This window comes from Ruegeria sp. CF1, from assembly GCF_056537445.1.
In genome coordinates, this window is sequence record NZ_JBQFRN010000013.1 from 1 (window position 1) to 16,923 (window position 16,923).

Annotated in this window: 15 protein-coding genes; 6 read left to right on the plus strand and 9 right to left on the minus strand. The window is 57.1% G+C overall.

What is annotated here, in order from left to right:
• Positions 1-227 precede the first annotated feature (227 nt).
• A complete protein-coding gene (locus ACRZ96_RS18175; RefSeq protein ID WP_480814911.1) occupies positions 228-599 on the plus strand; it encodes a hypothetical protein in 372 nt (123 codons plus the stop codon).
• A gap of 347 nt (positions 600-946) precedes the next feature.
• Here ACRZ96_RS18175 and gyrB read toward each other — a convergent pair whose 3' ends face one another.
• Positions 947-3,364 carry a DNA topoisomerase (ATP-hydrolyzing) subunit B gene (gene gyrB / locus ACRZ96_RS18180; protein ID WP_170395385.1) on the minus strand — a complete coding sequence of 806 codons (2,418 nt, stop codon included), beginning with the start codon at positions 3,362-3,364 and terminating at the stop codon, positions 947-949.
• 102 nt (positions 3,365-3,466) lie between these two features.
• Entirely contained in the window at positions 3,467-4,039 is a 573-nt protein-coding gene (locus ACRZ96_RS18185; RefSeq protein ID WP_480707585.1) for a TetR/AcrR family transcriptional regulator, read from the minus strand.
• Between the two features lie 99 nt (positions 4,040-4,138).
• Here ACRZ96_RS18185 and ACRZ96_RS18190 point away from each other — a divergent pair, with 99 nt between their 5' ends.
• The gene (locus tag ACRZ96_RS18190; protein ID WP_170423365.1) at positions 4,139-4,705 is read left to right on the plus strand and encodes a carboxymuconolactone decarboxylase family protein; all 567 of its coding nucleotides are present in this window, start codon (positions 4,139-4,141) and stop codon (positions 4,703-4,705) included.
• On the opposite strand, the gene recF is transcribed toward ACRZ96_RS18190, so the two are convergent.
• The 6 genes from recF to mutM form a co-directional block, all read right to left on the minus strand.
• Positions 4,702-5,799, minus strand: coding sequence for a DNA replication/repair protein RecF (gene recF, locus ACRZ96_RS18195; RefSeq protein ID WP_170515653.1), 1,098 nt, complete (start codon positions 5,797-5,799; stop codon positions 4,702-4,704). The two genes, ACRZ96_RS18190 and recF, sit on opposite strands and share 4 nt — an antisense overlap.
• Before the next feature lie 39 nt (positions 5,800-5,838).
• Positions 5,839-6,960 (minus strand): DNA polymerase III subunit beta, encoded by a 1,122-nt coding sequence (gene dnaN / locus ACRZ96_RS18200; RefSeq protein ID WP_010442547.1) that lies wholly within the window; start codon positions 6,958-6,960, stop codon positions 5,839-5,841.
• Between the two features lie 225 nt (positions 6,961-7,185).
• Positions 7,186-8,568, minus strand: a complete 1,383-nt coding sequence (gene dnaA, locus ACRZ96_RS18205; protein ID WP_170395377.1) for a chromosomal replication initiator protein DnaA — start codon at positions 8,566-8,568, stop codon at positions 7,186-7,188.
• Positions 8,569-9,111: 543 nt separating this feature from the next.
• The gene (gene rpsT, locus ACRZ96_RS18210; RefSeq protein ID WP_010442545.1) at positions 9,112-9,375 is read right to left on the minus strand and encodes a 30S ribosomal protein S20; all 264 of its coding nucleotides are present in this window, start codon (positions 9,373-9,375) and stop codon (positions 9,112-9,114) included.
• Between the two features lie 227 nt (positions 9,376-9,602).
• On the minus strand, positions 9,603-10,379 hold the full coding sequence (locus ACRZ96_RS18215; RefSeq protein WP_170395375.1) for an enoyl-CoA hydratase: 777 nt from the start codon (positions 10,377-10,379) through the stop codon (positions 9,603-9,605).
• 66 nt (positions 10,380-10,445) lie between these two features.
• Positions 10,446-11,297 (minus strand): bifunctional DNA-formamidopyrimidine glycosylase/DNA-(apurinic or apyrimidinic site) lyase, encoded by an 852-nt coding sequence (gene mutM / locus ACRZ96_RS18220; protein ID WP_170626310.1) that lies wholly within the window; start codon positions 11,295-11,297, stop codon positions 10,446-10,448.
• Between the two features lie 86 nt (positions 11,298-11,383).
• Here mutM and ubiE point away from each other — a divergent pair, with 86 nt between their 5' ends.
• Together ubiE and ubiB are read left to right on the plus strand one after the other, a co-directional pair.
• Positions 11,384-12,136: a bifunctional demethylmenaquinone methyltransferase/2-methoxy-6-polyprenyl-1,4-benzoquinol methylase UbiE gene (gene ubiE / locus ACRZ96_RS18225; RefSeq protein ID WP_223117462.1), complete on the plus strand. Its 753-nt coding sequence runs from the start codon at positions 11,384-11,386 to the stop codon at positions 12,134-12,136.
• The gene (gene ubiB / locus ACRZ96_RS18230) at positions 12,137-13,666 is read left to right on the plus strand and encodes a 2-polyprenylphenol 6-hydroxylase (RefSeq protein ID WP_170408659.1); all 1,530 of its coding nucleotides are present in this window, start codon (positions 12,137-12,139) and stop codon (positions 13,664-13,666) included.
• Between the two features lie 97 nt (positions 13,667-13,763).
• On the opposite strand, the gene ACRZ96_RS18235 is transcribed toward ubiB, so the two are convergent.
• The gene (locus tag ACRZ96_RS18235; protein WP_170647239.1) at positions 13,764-14,939 is read right to left on the minus strand and encodes an acetyl-CoA C-acyltransferase family protein; all 1,176 of its coding nucleotides are present in this window, start codon (positions 14,937-14,939) and stop codon (positions 13,764-13,766) included.
• A gap of 112 nt (positions 14,940-15,051) precedes the next feature.
• On the opposite strand from ACRZ96_RS18235, the gene ACRZ96_RS18240 reads away from it, so the two are divergent.
• Together ACRZ96_RS18240 and ACRZ96_RS18245 are read left to right on the plus strand one after the other, a co-directional pair.
• A complete protein-coding gene (locus ACRZ96_RS18240) occupies positions 15,052-15,615 on the plus strand; it encodes a helix-turn-helix domain-containing protein (protein ID WP_170395365.1) in 564 nt (187 codons plus the stop codon).
• 109 nt (positions 15,616-15,724) lie between these two features.
• A complete protein-coding gene (locus ACRZ96_RS18245) occupies positions 15,725-16,909 on the plus strand; it encodes a glycine C-acetyltransferase (RefSeq protein ID WP_480772283.1) in 1,185 nt (394 codons plus the stop codon).
• Positions 16,910-16,923: the final 14 nt, after the last annotated feature.

Below are 16,923 nucleotides of genomic sequence, written 5' to 3' on the forward strand. Positions count from 1 at the left end.
ATGAGGGCGGCCCGCCTGGGGGCTTTGCGCCACATAGGGTGGGTCAAATTTAAATGCTGAAACCGGGTCAGTTTTGAACGCTCATTGACATCTTTGCGGGCCATTCCGGTCAGGTTGCGCTCAAGAAAAAGTATGACGAACTACGAAAAAAGAGAAAGCAAGCGCCTAATTCAGTCACCAGCGCTGCGATTTCTGCACCGGAAAGAGCTCAGCAGTTCGAAACCATCGTGACCGACTACTTCGAACGCTTTGGGGCGAAGTTGTTCAACACCAGTCATGTCACCATTCTCTCGGGCAAAGTCATCGAACCGGTCAAACCCGATCTTGTCGTGGACTGTGCAGACGGACGCCGGTTTGCAATCGAAACAAAGTCATATCGTAGTCAAGTCAACCGCCGCGATATTATCGGTATACTGGGGCAATTGGCGTTAATTCAAAAACTTGTGCCCGAAATTCTCATGATTGTGCCCGAAGGAAGCGCATATGACTTGCATAGGATGAACGACCTGCGCGACAAGCTCTCCTTAAAGGGTATTCGCTTTGCGACACTGCCCGAAAAGAGAGCTGAACGAGCTACAGACCTTAGGGTATCCGAATAAAGCTATTTGCTGTCAGCATCATGGGATACAGCATTTTCAAGGGTCTGGTGACTTTCAAGGACGACGGGACACCTAGGTTTTCGAGTAAATTGTCCGCACCGGCAATGAGCTCGTTTTCTGGACATTCCAAGCAGGTCTCTGGTCAAACTGCTGGGCACAAGGAGAACCTGATCTGGTATCGCGATCAGGTGTTCAATCCTTGAGCAACTGAAACCTATCCTTCGACACCCGCATAAGGCGATTTACTTGCTCTCCTCTGCACTATTATCGTGAAACAGTGCAAACTTATGGGCAAATCGTGCAAACTTATGGGGTGCGTGAAGGTTTGTGCGCGTCCCTACAACCGCTCAAAAATCCAAATTCTCCACACTCAGAGCATTCTTTTGAATGAATTCACGGCGTGGCTCTACCACATCACCCATGAGTTTGGTGAACAGATCATCGGCCTCGACCATATCATCCACGCGTACCTGCAACAGGGTCCGCGCGTCCGGGTCCAGCGTTGTTTCCCAGAGTTGATCGGGGTTCATCTCTCCCAAACCTTTGTAGCGTTGCAGCGACAAGCCCTTTTCGCCTTCTTCCAGAATCGCGCGCAGCAGGTCGAGCGGGCCGTGTATGACTTGACCCCGATCGCGACGCACCAATGTTGCGGGGGTGTTGTAGACCTCTTGCAGGCTTTGGGTGAAACTGCCGGTTTTGCGGGCCTCACCCGAACGCAACATGGGGCCGTCCAGTGTGCGTACTTCTTCCACACCGCGCAGGATGCGCGCGAGGCGGATGCCGTGATCCTGTGTGATGCGGCCTTGCCAGCCGCGTTCGTATTCCAGTGCGATCAAGTCAAGGCGCGCCGCGACCTTGTCGGCCACGCCCTGCAAATCGGCATCAACAGCGCCGGGCACGAAAGCACCGGCTACAGCAGCCTGCTCCAGAATATGGCGTGGATAATGCGTTGGGAAGGCGTCCAGCACACGCTTCAGCTGGCGCGCTTCATCCACTACGCGGGTCAGGTCCTGGCCGATGATTTCCTCGCCCGAGCCTAATTTAAGTACTGCGCCTTCGACGCCCTGATTGATCAAATAATCATCCAGCGCAGCCTGGTCCTTCAGGTAAACCTCTGATTTACCTCTAGAAACCTTGTATAGCGGTGGTTGAGCGATGTAGAGATACCCGCCCTCGATCAACTCTGGCATTTGCCGGTAGAAGAAGGTCAACAAGAGGGTGCGGATATGCGCGCCGTCAACATCTGCGTCCGTCATAATGACGATTTTGTGGTAACGCAGTTTTTCGATGTTGAATTCGTCGCGGCCAATGCCGGTGCCCAACGCCATCACGAGGTTACCGATCTCTTGGCTCGACAACATCCGGTCAAACCGCGCCCGTTCCACGTTCAAGATTTTGCCACGCAAAGGCAGAACAGCCTGAGTCAGCCGATCCCGACCGGTCTGGGCAGAACCACCAGCCGAGTCCCCCTCGACCAGGAAAACTTCAGTCTTGGACGGATCTTTTTCAGAGCAATCCTTCAGCTTACCAGCCAGATAGTTCACATCCATCGCAGTCTTGCGGCGGGTCAATTCGCGAGCTTTACGGGCGGCCTCGCGCGCTAAAGCCGCCTCGATGATCTTACCGACAATCCCCTTAGCCTCATTCGGGTTCTCTTCGAACCATTCAGCCAGCTTCTCGTTCATCAGACCTTCGACCGCCGGGCGAACCTCAGAGCTGACCAGCTTGTCCTTGGTCTGGGACGAGAATTTCGGATCGGGCACTTTCACAGACAACACGCAGGTCAGGCCTTCGCGTGCATCGTCACCGGTAAAGCTGACCTTTTCCTTCTTCGCGATCCCGCTGGACTGAGCATAGTTGTTGATCGTCCGGGTCAGTGCACCACGGAAGCCAGCCACATGGGTGCCGCCATCGCGCTGCGGGATGTTGTTGGTGAAGGGCAGCACGGTCTCATGATAACTGTCATTCCACCACATCGCGATTTCCACGCCGATATCGTCACGCTCGCCCTTGATATAAATCGGTTCGGGCATCGCCGGGGTCTTGGACCGGTCGAGATATTTGACAAACTCTTTGACGCCGCCCTCGTAGAACAGCTCGGTTTCCAGCCGCTCAGCAGGGCGCTCGTCGATCAGGATGATCCGCACGCCCGAGTTCAGGAAAGCCAGCTCGCGCAAGCGCTTTTCCAGCGTCTCAAACGAGTATTCGAGGTTCGAAAACGTGTTGGTCGAGGCCAGAAATCGTACCTCGGTTCCCGTGCGATCGCCACACTCGCCAACGACTTTCAGATGTTCCGCCGTCTCTCCACCTTCAAAACGCGCCACATGTTCCTTGCCGGCCCGCCAAATGCGCAGTTCCAGCCAATCGGATAGCGCATTCACCACCGAGACGCCCACCCCATGTAGACCGCCTGACACCTTGTACGAGTTGCTGTCGAACTTACCGCCAGCGTGCAGTTGGGTCATGATGACTTCAGCCGCTGAAACACCTTCCTCGGGGTGGATATCCACCGGGATTCCACGTCCGTTGTCGCTGACCGAAACGCTGGAATCCGCGTGAATTTTTACAGTCACATGGTCGGCATGACCGGCCAGTGCCTCGTCAATTCCGTTATCGACAACCTCGTACACCATATGGTGCAGACCCGAACCATCGTCCGTATCCCCGATATACATACCGGGACGTTTGCGAACTGCCTCTAAGCCTTTGAGAACTTTGATGGAATCAGCGCCGTATTCTTGGGGTGCCTGTGCGTCTTCGGACATGCCGTTAGTACCTATATTATTTTGGTAACTTATACGTTTTCTGGTGGGGATTGTCACGTGCTCCCCCTATATTTTGTGGTTCTGATCCGCTTAATTTGCGGATCAAAGCCGATCAAGGTCTGCTGCAATATCCTCGGCGATTTCTGCCGCGTTCACATCGTCCCGTTCGGCTGACAATCGCAACCCCAGAAGGTCGGATTGATAGCGCGCCGCCAAGCGATCCGGGTCATGACTTGGCGCGATTTCTCCGGCCTTCTGCGCGCGGCGAAAGAGGTTCGCAAAACAAGCTTTCATGTCAGCCATATGGCTCTGCGCCTGATCAGCCAAATCATGGTCTTTGGCTTGCAATTCCGCATAAGTCTTCGCCAACATGCAGGCTTTTGTTGGCAGCTCCGACGCCTCGATCACACGACGAGGTTGCACCTTAAGAGCACCAAGCGGGCCCAATTCCTGCGCCAAAGCGTTCATATTGGCAACCCCTTCCTGAGTATACCGCTCTAACGCCAGGGCGTAGAGCGCATCTTTCGACCCGAACGCCGCGTAGAAGCTACCCGGTTTGAGCTTCAGCTCTCGCTCGAGATCCTTAAGCGACGTCCCCGCCCAGCCGTGACGCCAGAAAATATCTCGCGCCTGCGCGATAAGCGCGTCTCGGTCATATGAGGGTTTGCGGGGCATCGTTTCACCAATTTTTGAACGTTCGCTCAAATATATACTTGAGTGATCGCTCAAGAAACCCTAAATACGACTCATCGCGCCAGAAACAGGAGTTTTGACATGGCCAATTTCCCGTCTCACGACCTAGAAACCGCCCCGGAAGGGTCCAAGCCGCTGCTTGAGAAATCTCAGGCTGCATTCGGCCGCCTGCCCGGTCTTCATAAAGTAATGGCTGAAAGCCCCCAGCATCTGGAAGGCTATCAGGTTCTGCACGGCCTGTTTCTGCAGACCGATTTCAACAACGACGAAAAAACCGTTGTCTGGCAAACCATCAATGTCGAAAACGAATGCCATTACTGCGTGCCTGCGCATACCGGCATCGCAAAGATGATGAAAGTCTCTGACGAGATCACCGAGGCGCTGCGCAACGAAACTCCGCTGCCCACGGCCAAGCTGGAAGCGCTACGCACCTTTACCCTGCAAGTGATGGAAACCCGTGGAAACCCGACTGAAGAACAGCTGCAGGCCTTCTTTGACGCTGGCTATTCCCACCGTGCGGTCCTGGATGTCGTACTGGGTCTGGCACAAAAAACCATGTCGAACTACGTCAACCACATGGCCAAAACCCCGGTCGACGAAGTGATGCGCGGCTTCCTTTGGGAACGCAAAGTCGGCGAGCCTGCCTAAACGCTGACGACCGAGCCCTCGTCGCCTTCGGTAACGACCAGCGTTTGGGCTCGATCCCCCAATTCCGCAAATAGCTCAGGCCCGGTGCCCGTCATCCAGGCCTGTGCGCCCAGCGCACAAATCTCATCATACAACGCAGCGCGCCGACCCGCATCCAGATGCGCGGCCACCTCATCCAGCAATACAATAGGAGGTGCTCCAACCATCTCCGCCAACGCTCGCGCGTTTGATAGGATCAGCGATACCAGCAGTGCTTTCTGCTCACCGGTCGAGCAATCTTTGGCAGGAACGCCCTTGGCGGAATATACACCATACAGGTCTGATCGATGCGGGCCGACCAAAGTCCGCCCGGCGGCCAGATCGCGAAACCGGCTTTCATCCAAAGCTTCTCGCAAGTCTTCCGCCGTCTCAGGCATTGCACCTTCGGTTTGAACCAATTCAAGATCCGCTGACGGAAAGGCCGTCTCAGCTTTATCCTGTGCTGAGCGCAGATACTCCAACGCACTCAACCGCGCGGCGTGGATGCGATGCCCCATCTCGGCCATCTGCCCTTCCAGCGCCGCGTACCAATGGGCATCGCGAACTTGTTCTTTCAGCAACCGGTTCCGCTCGCGCATCGCTTTTTCATAGGTCAGAGATGCCTCGGCATGTGCCGGATCAAAACTCAGCGCGATCCGGTCGAGGAACCGCCGCCGCCCTTCGGCCCCTTCGATCCAGAGACGGTCCATCGATGGGATTAACCAAACTACCCGCGCCAGCTTTCCCAATTCAATCTGGCTTGAGGTCTTCTCATCAATCCGCACCTGCCGCGCCGCACCACCTTCGGACCAAGTTTCAATCTCGAAATTCTGTCCTTGCGCATTCAATAGCCCAATCAGCTTCCACCCCAGCGCCTCGGGGCGCCGTGTCATCTCAGCGGCGCTTGCCCGCCGCATCCCGCGCCCGGGTGAGAACAGAGAAACCGCTTCCAGTATGTTGGTCTTACCGGCCCCGTTTGGCCCATGGATCGCCACCGGCCGCCCGTCCAACGACAGGCGCGCCAGCTTATGAGACCGAAAATGCGAGACCGTAAGCTCGGTCAGGGCCAGTCCCATGACCCCTCTCTTTCGTTAGAGATCACCCCGTCGAGGCAATCAGACGCGCATCGGCATTACGACGTATACTGCGCTTTGGTCGTTGCCTTCGCGCATCAGTGTCGGATCACCCGCCGAGTTGAACATAAACACCGCATTTTCACGATCCACCTGAGACGCGATTTCGAGCAGGTATTTAGCGTTGAACCCGATCTCCAGGCGCTCATCCCCGTAAGCAACTGCAAGCTCTTCCTCAGCCGCACCACTGTCGGGTGCATTCACTGACAGAACCAGCTTATCCGCATCCAATTGCAGTTTGACGGCCCGCGACCGCTCGGACGAAACTGTCGCCACACGATCCACGGCCTGCGCGAATTCAGCCGCGTCGACTTCTAACTTGCGCGTGTTACCTTGCGGGATGACACGTGTGTAATCTGGGAACGTTCCGTCGATCACTTTCGAGGTGAGCGTGATGTCAGGCGTTGCAAACCGCACCTTGGTTTCACTGACCGAGACGGCGATGTCCATCTCGTCATCATCCAGCAGCTTGCGCAGTTCGCCCACGGTTTTGCGGGGCACGATCACGCCCGGCATATCCGCTGCACCATCCGGCAGATCCGCATCGATCCGTGCCAAGCGGTGACCATCAGTCGCCACGCAACGCAGTACCTTGCCGCCCTCGGAACCATCCGCAACGTGCATGTAAACGCCGTTCAAATAATATCTCGTCTCTTCCGTGGAAATGGCAAACTTCGATTTATCGAACAGCCGGCGCAACAATGCCGCCGACGCCGTAAAGTTCGATTGGTATTCTGAAGACGCCATAACCGGGAAATCTTCTTTCGGCAGCGTGGCCAGAGAAAAATTCGAGCGCCCCGCTTCCACGGTCAACCGCCCAGCTGCACTATCTGCGGTCAGGGTCACCAGCGCCCCATCGGGCAGTTTGCGTACGATCTCATGTAGCGTTGTGGCCGCAACAGTCGTGGCGCCCGCTTTCTCGACCTGCGCAGGGGCCTTGTCGACCACTTCGATGTCCAGATCGGTGGCACGAAACAGCGCCTGATCGCCTTCGGCCTCGATCAGCACGTTGGCAAGTATGGGAATGGTGTTGCGACGTTCGACAACTGACTGGGCCTGCGAAACGGCCTTGAGAAGGGTGCCGCGTTCGATGCTGATCTTCATACCCTCTGTTCCTTTGACTTGCGTGCCGAAATAGGCGGGACTGGCACGTTAGCGTCTCAGCCCTGAGGCACAAGGATTTTTTACGGATTTCTGGGTCGGATTGCCTCGGTGGTCAAGAGCAGCGCGCGTGAAACACACCAGATCATTCTCAACCGTGGACAATAGCGCACAAGAAAACACCCCGAACGCAATAGCCCGGGGTGTTTTTCAAGGATTCAGTGCGGTTTAGGCTTCCAAGGCCCGGCGCAGCATCTCAACATCTTCGGCAATCTGGCCATCGGTCAACTTCAGCTCTTCGATGCGCTTCACGCCATGCATGACCGTGGTGTGGTCGCGCCCGCCAAATCGACGGCCAATCTCAGGTAGCGACCGACTGGTCAGTTGCTTGCACAGATACATCGCCACCTGACGCGGACGCGCATAGGACCGCAGGCGTTTAGGGCCGATGATATCGCTGAGGCGGATGTTGTAATAATCCGAGACCTTTCGCTGGATCTCTTCGACGGTGATCTTGCGCTCGGAGGCGCGCAGTACATCGGCCAGACAATCCTGCGTCAGCTCCATATCGATCTCGCGCCCGACCAGCGAGGCAAAGGCAAACAGGCGGGTCAGCGCCCCTTCCAGCACGCGCACATTGGTCGAGATGCGGTGTGCAAGGAACTCCAATACACCATCAGCAATGGTCAGATCGGGATAAGTGCTGCTGTACTGCTGCACTTTGTTCTGCAGGATTCCCAGACGCAATTCGTAGTCTGTGGGATGAAGATCGACGACAAGGCCACATTGCAGGCGTGACTTTACGCGGTCTTCAAGGTCCTTGATCTCGCCCGGCGCGCGGTCGGCCGAGATGATGATCTGCTTGTTCTGATCCACCAGCGCGTTGAACGTGTGGAAAAATTCTTCCTGCGTCGAATCCTTGCCAGCGATGAACTGCACGTCATCGACCATCAGCACATCGACCGAACGGAACAAGTGCTTGAAATCCATCATGCGGCGTTCACGCAAGGCCTGCACAAAGCGATACATGAACTGTTCTGCTGACAGGTAAAGCACATTCAACTCGGGGTGCTTGGTTTTCAACTCCCACGCAATCGCGTGCATCAGGTGGGTTTTACCCAGTCCAACACCGCCGTAGAGCACGAGCGGATTGAAAGTTACCGGGCCGCCCTCGGATACGCGGCGAGCTGCGGCATGTGCAAGTTCGTTGGGTTTGCCAACAACAAAGCTATCAAAGGTAAACCGTGCATCCAGTGGCGCAGCCTGTAGTGCTTCAAGTGCATCATTGGCTGTATCTGTAACAGCGGGCCGGGTTTCTGGCGCGGGAGATGGCTTGGACTCTTCCACCAATGTGGGACGGGCTGACGAATTGGCCGCTGTGCGAAACGCCAAGCGCTGAACCTTTTCGCCCGATGTGTTCAGCTCATAGAGAATAAGGTCCGCAAAATTCTGACTGACATAGTTGCCCATGAAGTTGGTCGGCACCGAGAACACCGCTACACCATCCTGCAACTCCTGAAACTCCAAGGGTTCAATCCAGGTGGTAAAATTGTTCTTCCCAACCGCCTTCATCAATTTGCTACGCAGTTGTCCCCATTTCTCTTGTGTCATTCGGCGCCTCACGCATCCCATTCATTATTGGCCTTAAGGCCTTTTTTAATGTGTCCCGAATTACGGGCCTTTATGGCGCTCACACACAAGGGAACGTTTCGCCAAACCTGATGGTCTGGCGGGTACGCTCGAATATCATCGCAGTCCAATACAGCACGGCCCCAAAATGGGGGCACACCCGGAATCCGGGATGCGCATGATATTCCAATTTATCGACAGGGCCAGGATCTTCGGCTAACCCGAGACCCAGAGCAGATCGTCCAACTGACCGAAGCCAGCTTTCGAACATTCGTTCCTAAATCTTTCCGATGCCCGTCGGTCAGATCCTTGGAACAGCCTGTCCCCCCAAGCGAGTGAATCGCTGACTAAGTCGTAGCAAGAGCCCAAGGGTCCGGGCAACGAAACTCTGATATTGACTCGGGGTTCTGGGCGAAAGAATCTCTCGGCTTCGTGAAGACGCGGCTTTCCGGCAACAATGAAAAAGGCGTCGCAATCAGCGACGCCTTTTTCGTAAATCAACGCTTGACGCGTTTTCCCAAAGAATCAGCCCAGCGCTTTGACGCGCGCCGACAGGCGCGACATTTTGCGGGCTGCGGTGTTCTTGTGGAAGACGCCTTTGGTGACGCCACGCATCAACTCGGGTTGAGCGGCGCGCAGGGCTGCGGTAGCTGCGTCCTTGTCGCCGGATGCGATCGCTTCCTCAACTTTGCGCAGGTGGGTACGGATGCGCGAACGACGCGCTTTGTTGACGGCGAAGCGCTTTTCGTTCTGACGGGCGCGTTTCTTTGCCTGGGGCGAATTTGCCATGTGTCTCTGACCTTTTGTTCGGTACGTTTATCTTGGGTTGCGCGCCACGGACATATCCGCACCGGATCAGAAATCACGAGTGTGAGTCGGGCCAAGCGGGCCGCACGCGCATGTATGACGGCGGTCTCTAACCAAGTTTGGCAGGTTTGCCAAGCTGATTCTTCCAGTATGTGATGAGGGAAAAAGGCGGGGTCTGCCCGCCTAATATCACTAAGCGACGATTATGATCACTTGTCGCGGAACTGAGCCGCACGTTTTTCCAGAAACGCGGCCATGCCTTCTTTCTGGTCCTCTGTCGCGAACATCGAATGGAATACCCGACGCTCAAACAGCATGCCTTCGCTCAGCGGCAGCTCATAGCTGCGGTTCACAGCCTCTTTGGCCGCGATGGCCGTGATCTGCGATTTCTCTGCAATCTTCTGCGCCGCCCCGGTTGCCTCTTCGATCAGCTTTTTGGCGGGCACGACACGACTGACCAATCCCGCGCGCTCGGCCTCTTCAGCGTCCATGAAGCGGCCTGTCAGGTTCATGTCCATCGATTTGGACTTACCAACGAAGCGGGTCAGACGCTGACTGCCACCAAGCCCCGCGATGACTCCCAGATTGATCTCGGGCTGGCCGAACTTGGCGGTGTCGGCAGCGATGATGAAATCGCACAGCATCGCCAGTTCACACCCACCGCCCAGCGCGTAACCGGCAACGGCGGCGATGATAGGTTTGCGGATCGCGGAAACCCTATCGTTGGCGTCTGCAAACAGATTGACGTCGAATACATCGACAAAACTCATCTCGGACATTTCCTTAATGTCCGCACCGGCGGCAAAGGCCTTGTCCGAGCCGGTGATGACGATGCAGCGCACCTTGTCATTGCTATCCGCATCTTCCAGCGCCTCGCACAGCTCACCCAGCAACTGGGTGTTCAGCGCGTTCATCGCATCGGGGCGGTTGAGCTTGATAAGGGCGACGTGGTCTTCGATTTCGACGATGATCGTCTCAAAAGCCATGAGGTGTAAGCTTCCGGTTGTTCCGTTCAGGTACGATTCCTTATCACGCGATTTCGCTGGATCAAGTTATCTTTGGCATTGCGCGCAATAGAAGGATGAGCGACCGGACTGGGTGATTCTCTTGATTTCAGCGCCACAACCCTCGGTTCGACAAGGCTCTCCTTCGCGGCCGTAGACGTCAAAGCTGTGCTGAAAATATCCAAGTTCTCCATCGGCTTGGCGGAAATCGCGCAGCGATGACCCCCCCGCTTCGATCGCGTCCTGCAACACTTTTCTGATGATCGGCACAAGGGCCGCAACGCGTGGCGCAGAAATCTGTCCCGCTTTGCGACGTGGCGACACCTTGCCGCGATAAAGCGCTTCGCAGACGTAAATATTACCCAAACCGGCAACGATTCCCTGATCCAACAACGCCGATTTGACCGGGCTGTTCTTGCCTTTGAAGGCGTCTATCAGGTGCTGTTCGTGAAAATCGTTACCCAACGGTTCAGGTCCCAGAACCGATAGCAGCTTGTGCTGCTCTGCCGTTGCCGTCGGCAGCAGATCCATTGCCCCGAACCGGCGCGGATCGTTGAAGGTGATGCGTGCGCCATTAGCCATATGAAACACCACGTGATCATGTTTCTGCGCCATCGGATGCTCATGCGCATACTGTCCGAGCGGATCGCCAGAGACCGTCATCCGCCCCGACATGCCCAGATGGATCAACAACGTCTCGCCACTGCTGAGATCCGCCAGAATGTACTTCGATCGTCGCCGCAGCCGATCCACCCGTTGCCCCGTCAGCCGCTCGGCCATCCGAGCCGGGAAAGGCCAACGCAAATCGGGGCGATTCACATCCGCCCTTTCGATCACTGCGCCCTCCATTGCGGGGCTCAGGCCGCGTCTTACTGTCTCGACCTCGGGCAATTCGGGCATTACAGGGCTCCTATTCCAAAGGGCCGCATTGTGCCCGCCTCTTATCGCCCTATAACAGAGGCGAAATTCGACAAACGGCAAGGCAAATGTCCGACACCAACGACAAGACCACCCATTTCGGGTTCGAAACCGTGCGCGAGGCTGAAAAAGCCGGCCGCGTGCAGGGCGTGTTCAATTCGGTCGCCTCGAAATACGACGTGATGAACGACGTGATGTCGATGGGCATCCACCGGGTCTGGAAAGACGCGATGATGGACTGGCTTGCCCCGCGCGCCGGTCAGCGGCTTCTGGATGTGGCGGGCGGCACCGGCGATATCTCGTTCCGCTTTCTGAAGCGCGCAGGCCACGGCCATGCTACCGTGCTGGACCTGACCGAGCCGATGCTGGTCGAAGGCCGCCAGCGCGCCGAGGCCGACCAGATGTCCGACAGCCTGAGTTGGGTGGTGGGCGATGCGATGGCGCTGCCCTTTGAGGATAACACCTTCGACGTCTACACCATCTCCTTCGGCATCCGGAACGTCACCCGCCCGCAAGAGGCGCTTAACGAGGCCTATCGCGTTCTGAAGCCCGGTGGTCGTCTGATGGTGCTTGAGTTCAGCCAGTTACCCAATGACGGGCTGCAGAAGCTTTACGACCTCTACAGTTTCAATGTCATCCCGCGTATGGGCAAGCTGATCGCCAACGACTACGACAGCTATCAGTACCTTGTGGAATCGATCCGCAAGTTCCCAGATCAGGAGACATTCCTGAACATGGTCCGCACCGCCGGGTTCGAAAACGCCAAATACCGCAACCTGAGCATGGGCATTGCCGCACTGCATTCTGGCTGGAAGATCTAGATGCGCGGCCCCCACAACATCATTCGCCTGGTCCGGACGGGCGCCACGCTGGAACGCACCGGTGCCATGAATGTGGTGCTGGACGCGTTTGAAGCGCCGCGCGCCGTACGTATTCTGGCGCATACGCTGGGCAAACCGTTCCAATGGCTGGGCTACAAGGGCGACCCCGAGATGCCGCCCGCCACCCGTGCCCTGACCGCATTGGGTCCGGCTTACATCAAATTCGGGCAGGTGCTTTCGACCCGCCCCGACGTAGTGGGAAATGAACTGGCCGAGCAACTGCGTGTTCTGCAAGACAAGCTGCCGCCCTTTTCCAAAGCTGAAGCAATGGCAGAGGTCGAGAAAGAATTAGGCCAACCGACGTCAGAGATATTCAGTGAGTTCAGTGAACCCATCGCCGCTGCCTCGATTGCTCAGGTTCACAAGGCCAAGCTGACCAGCACAGGCGAAGACGTTGCTGTCAAAGTCCTGAGACCGGGTATCGAGCGCGCCTTCCGCAAGGATGTAGACGCGTTCTATTTCGCCGCGCGTATGGTGCAACTTTGCGCCCCCGGAGCGCGCCGACTACGCCCGATGGAAGTGATCGAGCATTTCGACGGCGTAGTACGCGGCGAGTTGGACCTGCGTCTGGAAAGTGCCGCCGCCTCGGAATACGCTGCCAATACCAAGGATGATGCCGGATTCTGGCTGCCTCCGGTGGTCTGGTCGCTATCCGCACGCCGCGTCATGACGCTCAGCTGGGCTGATGGCATTCCCTTGGGAGATAACAACGCGCTGGACGCTGCCGGACATAATCGCCGCGATCTGGCTGAGCGCGTGCTCCGCCTGTTCCTATTGCACGCGCTACGCGACGGCTATTTTCACGCCGACATGCACCAAGGCAACCTCAAGGTCGCTGCGAACGGGGACATTATCGCCTATGACTACGGCATCATGGGTCATATCGATGAATATACTCGCCGGGTATATGCCGAGATTCTCTTTGGTTTCATCCGCCGCGACTATAAACGCGTGGCTGAAGTCCATTTCGAAGCAGGCTATGTGCCTGCCAATCAGGACGTCGACGAATTCGCCCGCGCCTTGCGCGCGGTAGGTGAGCCAATCTTCGGCATGGACGCCACCCATATCTCGATGGGTCGGCTGCTAAGCTACCTGTTCGAAGTCACTGAACGCTTTGGCATGGAAACCCGCACCGAGCTGATCCTGCTGCAACGCACCATGGTGGTGGTCGAAGGCGTCGCCCGCTCGCTTGATGATCACATGAACATCTGGGAAGTCGCCCGACCGGTGGTCGAGGATTACATCAAACAATCCATCGGCCCCCGCGCCGCCCTGCGCGATTTTGGTAAAACCGCCCTGGTGCTTGCCCGTTTCGGCCCCCGCTTGCCCGGTCTGGTGGAAAATGCCCTGATTGCCCAGACCCAAAAAGACGACCCAAAGACCCCTGGTTTCATCGCAAACCTTCTGCCAGCAGCGATCGGCGCGGCCGCAGGCATAGCCGCGACGCTTGTCATCTTCGCACTCAGCTAAACCAACCCGACCGCTTCATCTGGCCAAAAATACCTTCGGGGGGAATCGCGCCCCGGCGCGATGGGGGGCAGACAGCCCCCCCTTGCCCCGGTCCAACTCAGAGCCGCTCGATGGCGAGGGCAATCCCCTGACCTCCGCCGATGCACATGGTGATCAGACCTTTCGATCCGCCAATACGCTCCAACTCATACAATGCCTTAAGCGTGATAATCGCCCCTGTGGCGCCCACCGGATGGCCCAGCGCAATAGCCCCACCGTTCGGATTCACCTTTGCAGCGTCCAGACCCAATTCCTGATTGACGGCCAGAGCTTGCGCCGCAAACGCCTCGTTGCTTTCGATCACGTCGAAATCATCCGAAGACAGACCCGTCTTTGCGAACAGGTTCTGCACAGCTGGAACCGGGCCGATGCCCATCACCTCGGGTCGCACGCCGGCATGGGCATAGCCAATCACGCGCGCTTTAGGTTTCAAGCCCGCCTTTTCTGCAGCATCTGCTGTCGCCAAAACCATCGCCGCCGCGCCGTCATTGATGCCCGAGGCGTTGCCCGCCGTCACCCGCCCATCTTTCTGGAATACCGGGCGCAATCCGGCCAACGCCTCGGCAGTGGTGGCCTTGGGATGTTCATCGACCTTGAAGTCGACCATGTCGCGCTTGACCTTGACCTGCACCGGCGCGATCTGGCTGTCGAAATACCCGGCCTCAATCGCCGCAGCCGCACGGGTCTGGCTGGTCAGCGCAAACGCGTCCATCTGTTCGCGGCTGATTTGGTGTTCATCTGCCACATTCTCGGCGGTCACCCCCATATGCCCGGTGCCGAATGGGCAGTTCAGCGCACCTAGCATCATGTCGAGCGATTTGACATCGCCCATCTTCGCCCCCCAACGGGCCTGCGGTACGACATAAGGGCTGCGCGACATGCTTTCCGCACCGCCCGCCACGGCAAACTCGGCATCGCCTAGCATCAGCGCCTGCACCGCCGACACTACTGCCTGCGCCCCCGAACCGCACAGCCGGTTCACGTTCATCGCCGGAGTCCCGTTCGGAATACCCGCCTGCATTGCGGCGACACGCGATAGATACATGTCGCGCGGTTCGGTGTTGATCACATGACCAAAGACAACATGATCAATCTGCGCGCCTTCAACGCCCGAACGCTCCATTGCCGCCTCGGTCGCCACGGTCGCCAGATCGATCGGAGCGGTCGAGGCCAACGCACCGCCAAAGGTCCCGATGGCTGTGCGCGCACCGTCCAGTATTACTATGTCCGTCATGTTTTCTCCTCCAAGTCTCGCGCCCATTATGCACCTGCAGCATGATCTTCATATTAGACTCACTGTCACGCCGGAATTGACATTACGTTGCGCAACACCCATGGATTCCGTCATGACGGAAAACACAGACGATATTCTGACGCGCCTGCCCGCCCGATTGAAAGAGGCGCGCCGCGCCAAAGGCCTGTCGCTAGAGGCGGTCGCCAACCTCAGCGGCGTCTCGCGTTCCATGGTCAGCCAGATCGAGCGTGGTGAAAGCAGCCCCACAATTTCTACCCTGTGGAACCTGACGCGCGCTCTGCAGGTGGATTTCGCCGGACTGTTGGAAGACGCCAAAACGACCGACCAGATCGAAGTGCTGCGTCAAGCAGAAGTGCCCAGTATCGACAATATGGGCGAGAAATGCCGGATTCGCATCCTCTCTCCCCCCGAAGAGGCCGGAGGACACGAGGTCTATGATATTCAGTTTCAGGCCAATGGGAGCCTGAACAGCCAGCCTCATGCGCGCGGCGCACGAGAGCAACTGACTGTGCTGGAAGGCGCCGTCCGTGTCACTTCGGGAACGGCATCCAGCGATCTGAAACAAGGGGATACCGCCCGGTATGCCGCCGATATTACGCATTCGATAAGCGCTGAAAACCCGGCCCGCGTTTTCCTGATCGTAAAAAACGCCTGAACGGGCAAGATTCCGCCTTCACGGATATTTTTCCCAAATACTGTAATTCTCCTATTTGGGAATTTCATCCGCTATGTTAGACGTGCGACTCAGATTAACGGAGGTCGCCATGGCTGAAGCATTCCTGTCCCATATTTCGGATACACTCGCGCAGATTGAGGCAGAGGGTCTGTACAAGCGCGAACGGATGATCACCTCGCCTCAGGGCGGTGAGATTACGGTGGGCGACAAGCAGGTGATCAACTTGTGCGCCAACAACTATCTGGGTTTGGCCGATCACCCCGCGCTGATCAACGCCGCCAAAGGCGTCATGGAGCCCAAGGGGTTCGGCATGGCCTCGGTCCGGTTCATCTGCGGTACGCAGGACATTCATCGCGAACTTGAGCAGAAGCTGGCAAAGTTCCTGAACAAGGACGATTCAATTCTGTTCGCTGCCTGCTTCGACGCCAATGGCGGGTTGTTTGAGCCATTGTTAGGGCCCGAAGACGCCATCATCTCTGACAGTCTAAATCATGCCTCGATCATCGACGGGGTACGGCTGTGCAAGGCAAAACGCTATCGCTACATGAACAACGACATGAATGACCTCGAAGCGTGGCTGAAACAAGCGCGTGAGGACGGGGCGCGGCATATCATGATCGCAACCGATGGCGTGTTCTCAATGGATGGCTATCTGGCCAATCTGCCGAAGATTCGCGAGCTGGCCGACAAATACGACGCCATCGTGATGGTCGATGACTGCCACGCCACCGGCTTTATGGGGCCAAACGGAGCGGGCACGCCGGACCACTTCGGCGTCGACGTGGATATTCTGACGGGAACTTTGGGCAAGGCACTTGGGGGGGCAATCGGCGGTTATATCGCCGGGCCGCAGCCAGTGATCGACCTGCTGCGGCAGCGGGCGCGGCCCTATCTGTTCTCAAACTCGCTGCCGCCGTCCATCGTTGCCGCAGGGCTTGAGGCAATCCGTCTGGTTGAAGAAGGTGACATGCTGCGCGCCCAATTGTTCGGCAATGCCAAGTACTGGCGCGCCGGGTTAGAGAATCTGGGCTTCGACCTACTTCCGGGCGAACACCCGATCATCCCGGTCATGCTGGGTGAAGCGACCATGGCGCAGGATATGGCATCGCGATTGTTTGACGAAGGCGTCTATGTTTCGGGCTTTTTCTTCCCTGTCGTGCCGCGTGGTCAGGCCCGAATCAGAACGCAGATGAATGCGGCTCTAACACGCGACGAACTAGACCGGGCGCTCGCGGCATTTGGCAGGGTCGGCAAAGAATTGGGGATAATCTGATGCGGCCCAACACG

What these genes read in the sequence shown, in the direction of transcription:
- ACRZ96_RS18240 (WP_170395365.1), top strand. Translation starts at nt 15,052, where the DNA reads ATGACGGAAAACACAGACGATATTCTGACGCGCCTGCCCGCCCGATTG.
- rpsT (WP_010442545.1), bottom strand. Translation starts at nt 9,375, where the DNA reads ATGGCAAATTCGCCCCAGGCAAAGAAACGCGCCCGTCAGAACGAAAAG.
- ACRZ96_RS18185 (WP_480707585.1), bottom strand. Translation starts at nt 4,039, where the DNA reads ATGCCCCGCAAACCCTCATATGACCGAGACGCGCTTATCGCGCAGGCG.
- ACRZ96_RS18215 (WP_170395375.1), bottom strand. Translation starts at nt 10,379, where the DNA reads ATGGCTTTTGAGACGATCATCGTCGAAATCGAAGACCACGTCGCCCTT.
- dnaA (WP_170395377.1), bottom strand. Translation starts at nt 8,568, where the DNA reads ATGACACAAGAGAAATGGGGACAACTGCGTAGCAAATTGATGAAGGCG.
- ubiE (WP_223117462.1), top strand. Translation starts at nt 11,384, where the DNA reads ATGTCCGACACCAACGACAAGACCACCCATTTCGGGTTCGAAACCGTG.
- ubiB (WP_170408659.1), top strand. Translation starts at nt 12,137, where the DNA reads ATGCGCGGCCCCCACAACATCATTCGCCTGGTCCGGACGGGCGCCACG.
- recF (WP_170515653.1), bottom strand. Translation starts at nt 5,799, where the DNA reads ATGGGACTGGCCCTGACCGAGCTTACGGTCTCGCATTTTCGGTCTCAT.
- ACRZ96_RS18235 (WP_170647239.1), bottom strand. Translation starts at nt 14,939, where the DNA reads ATGACGGACATAGTAATACTGGACGGTGCGCGCACAGCCATCGGGACC.
- ACRZ96_RS18190 (WP_170423365.1), top strand. Translation starts at nt 4,139, where the DNA reads ATGGCCAATTTCCCGTCTCACGACCTAGAAACCGCCCCGGAAGGGTCC.
- mutM (WP_170626310.1), bottom strand. Translation starts at nt 11,297, where the DNA reads ATGCCCGAATTGCCCGAGGTCGAGACAGTAAGACGCGGCCTGAGCCCC.
- gyrB (WP_170395385.1), bottom strand. Translation starts at nt 3,364, where the DNA reads ATGTCCGAAGACGCACAGGCACCCCAAGAATACGGCGCTGATTCCATC.
- dnaN (WP_010442547.1), bottom strand. Translation starts at nt 6,960, where the DNA reads ATGAAGATCAGCATCGAACGCGGCACCCTTCTCAAGGCCGTTTCGCAG.
- ACRZ96_RS18245 (WP_480772283.1), top strand. Translation starts at nt 15,725, where the DNA reads ATGGCTGAAGCATTCCTGTCCCATATTTCGGATACACTCGCGCAGATT.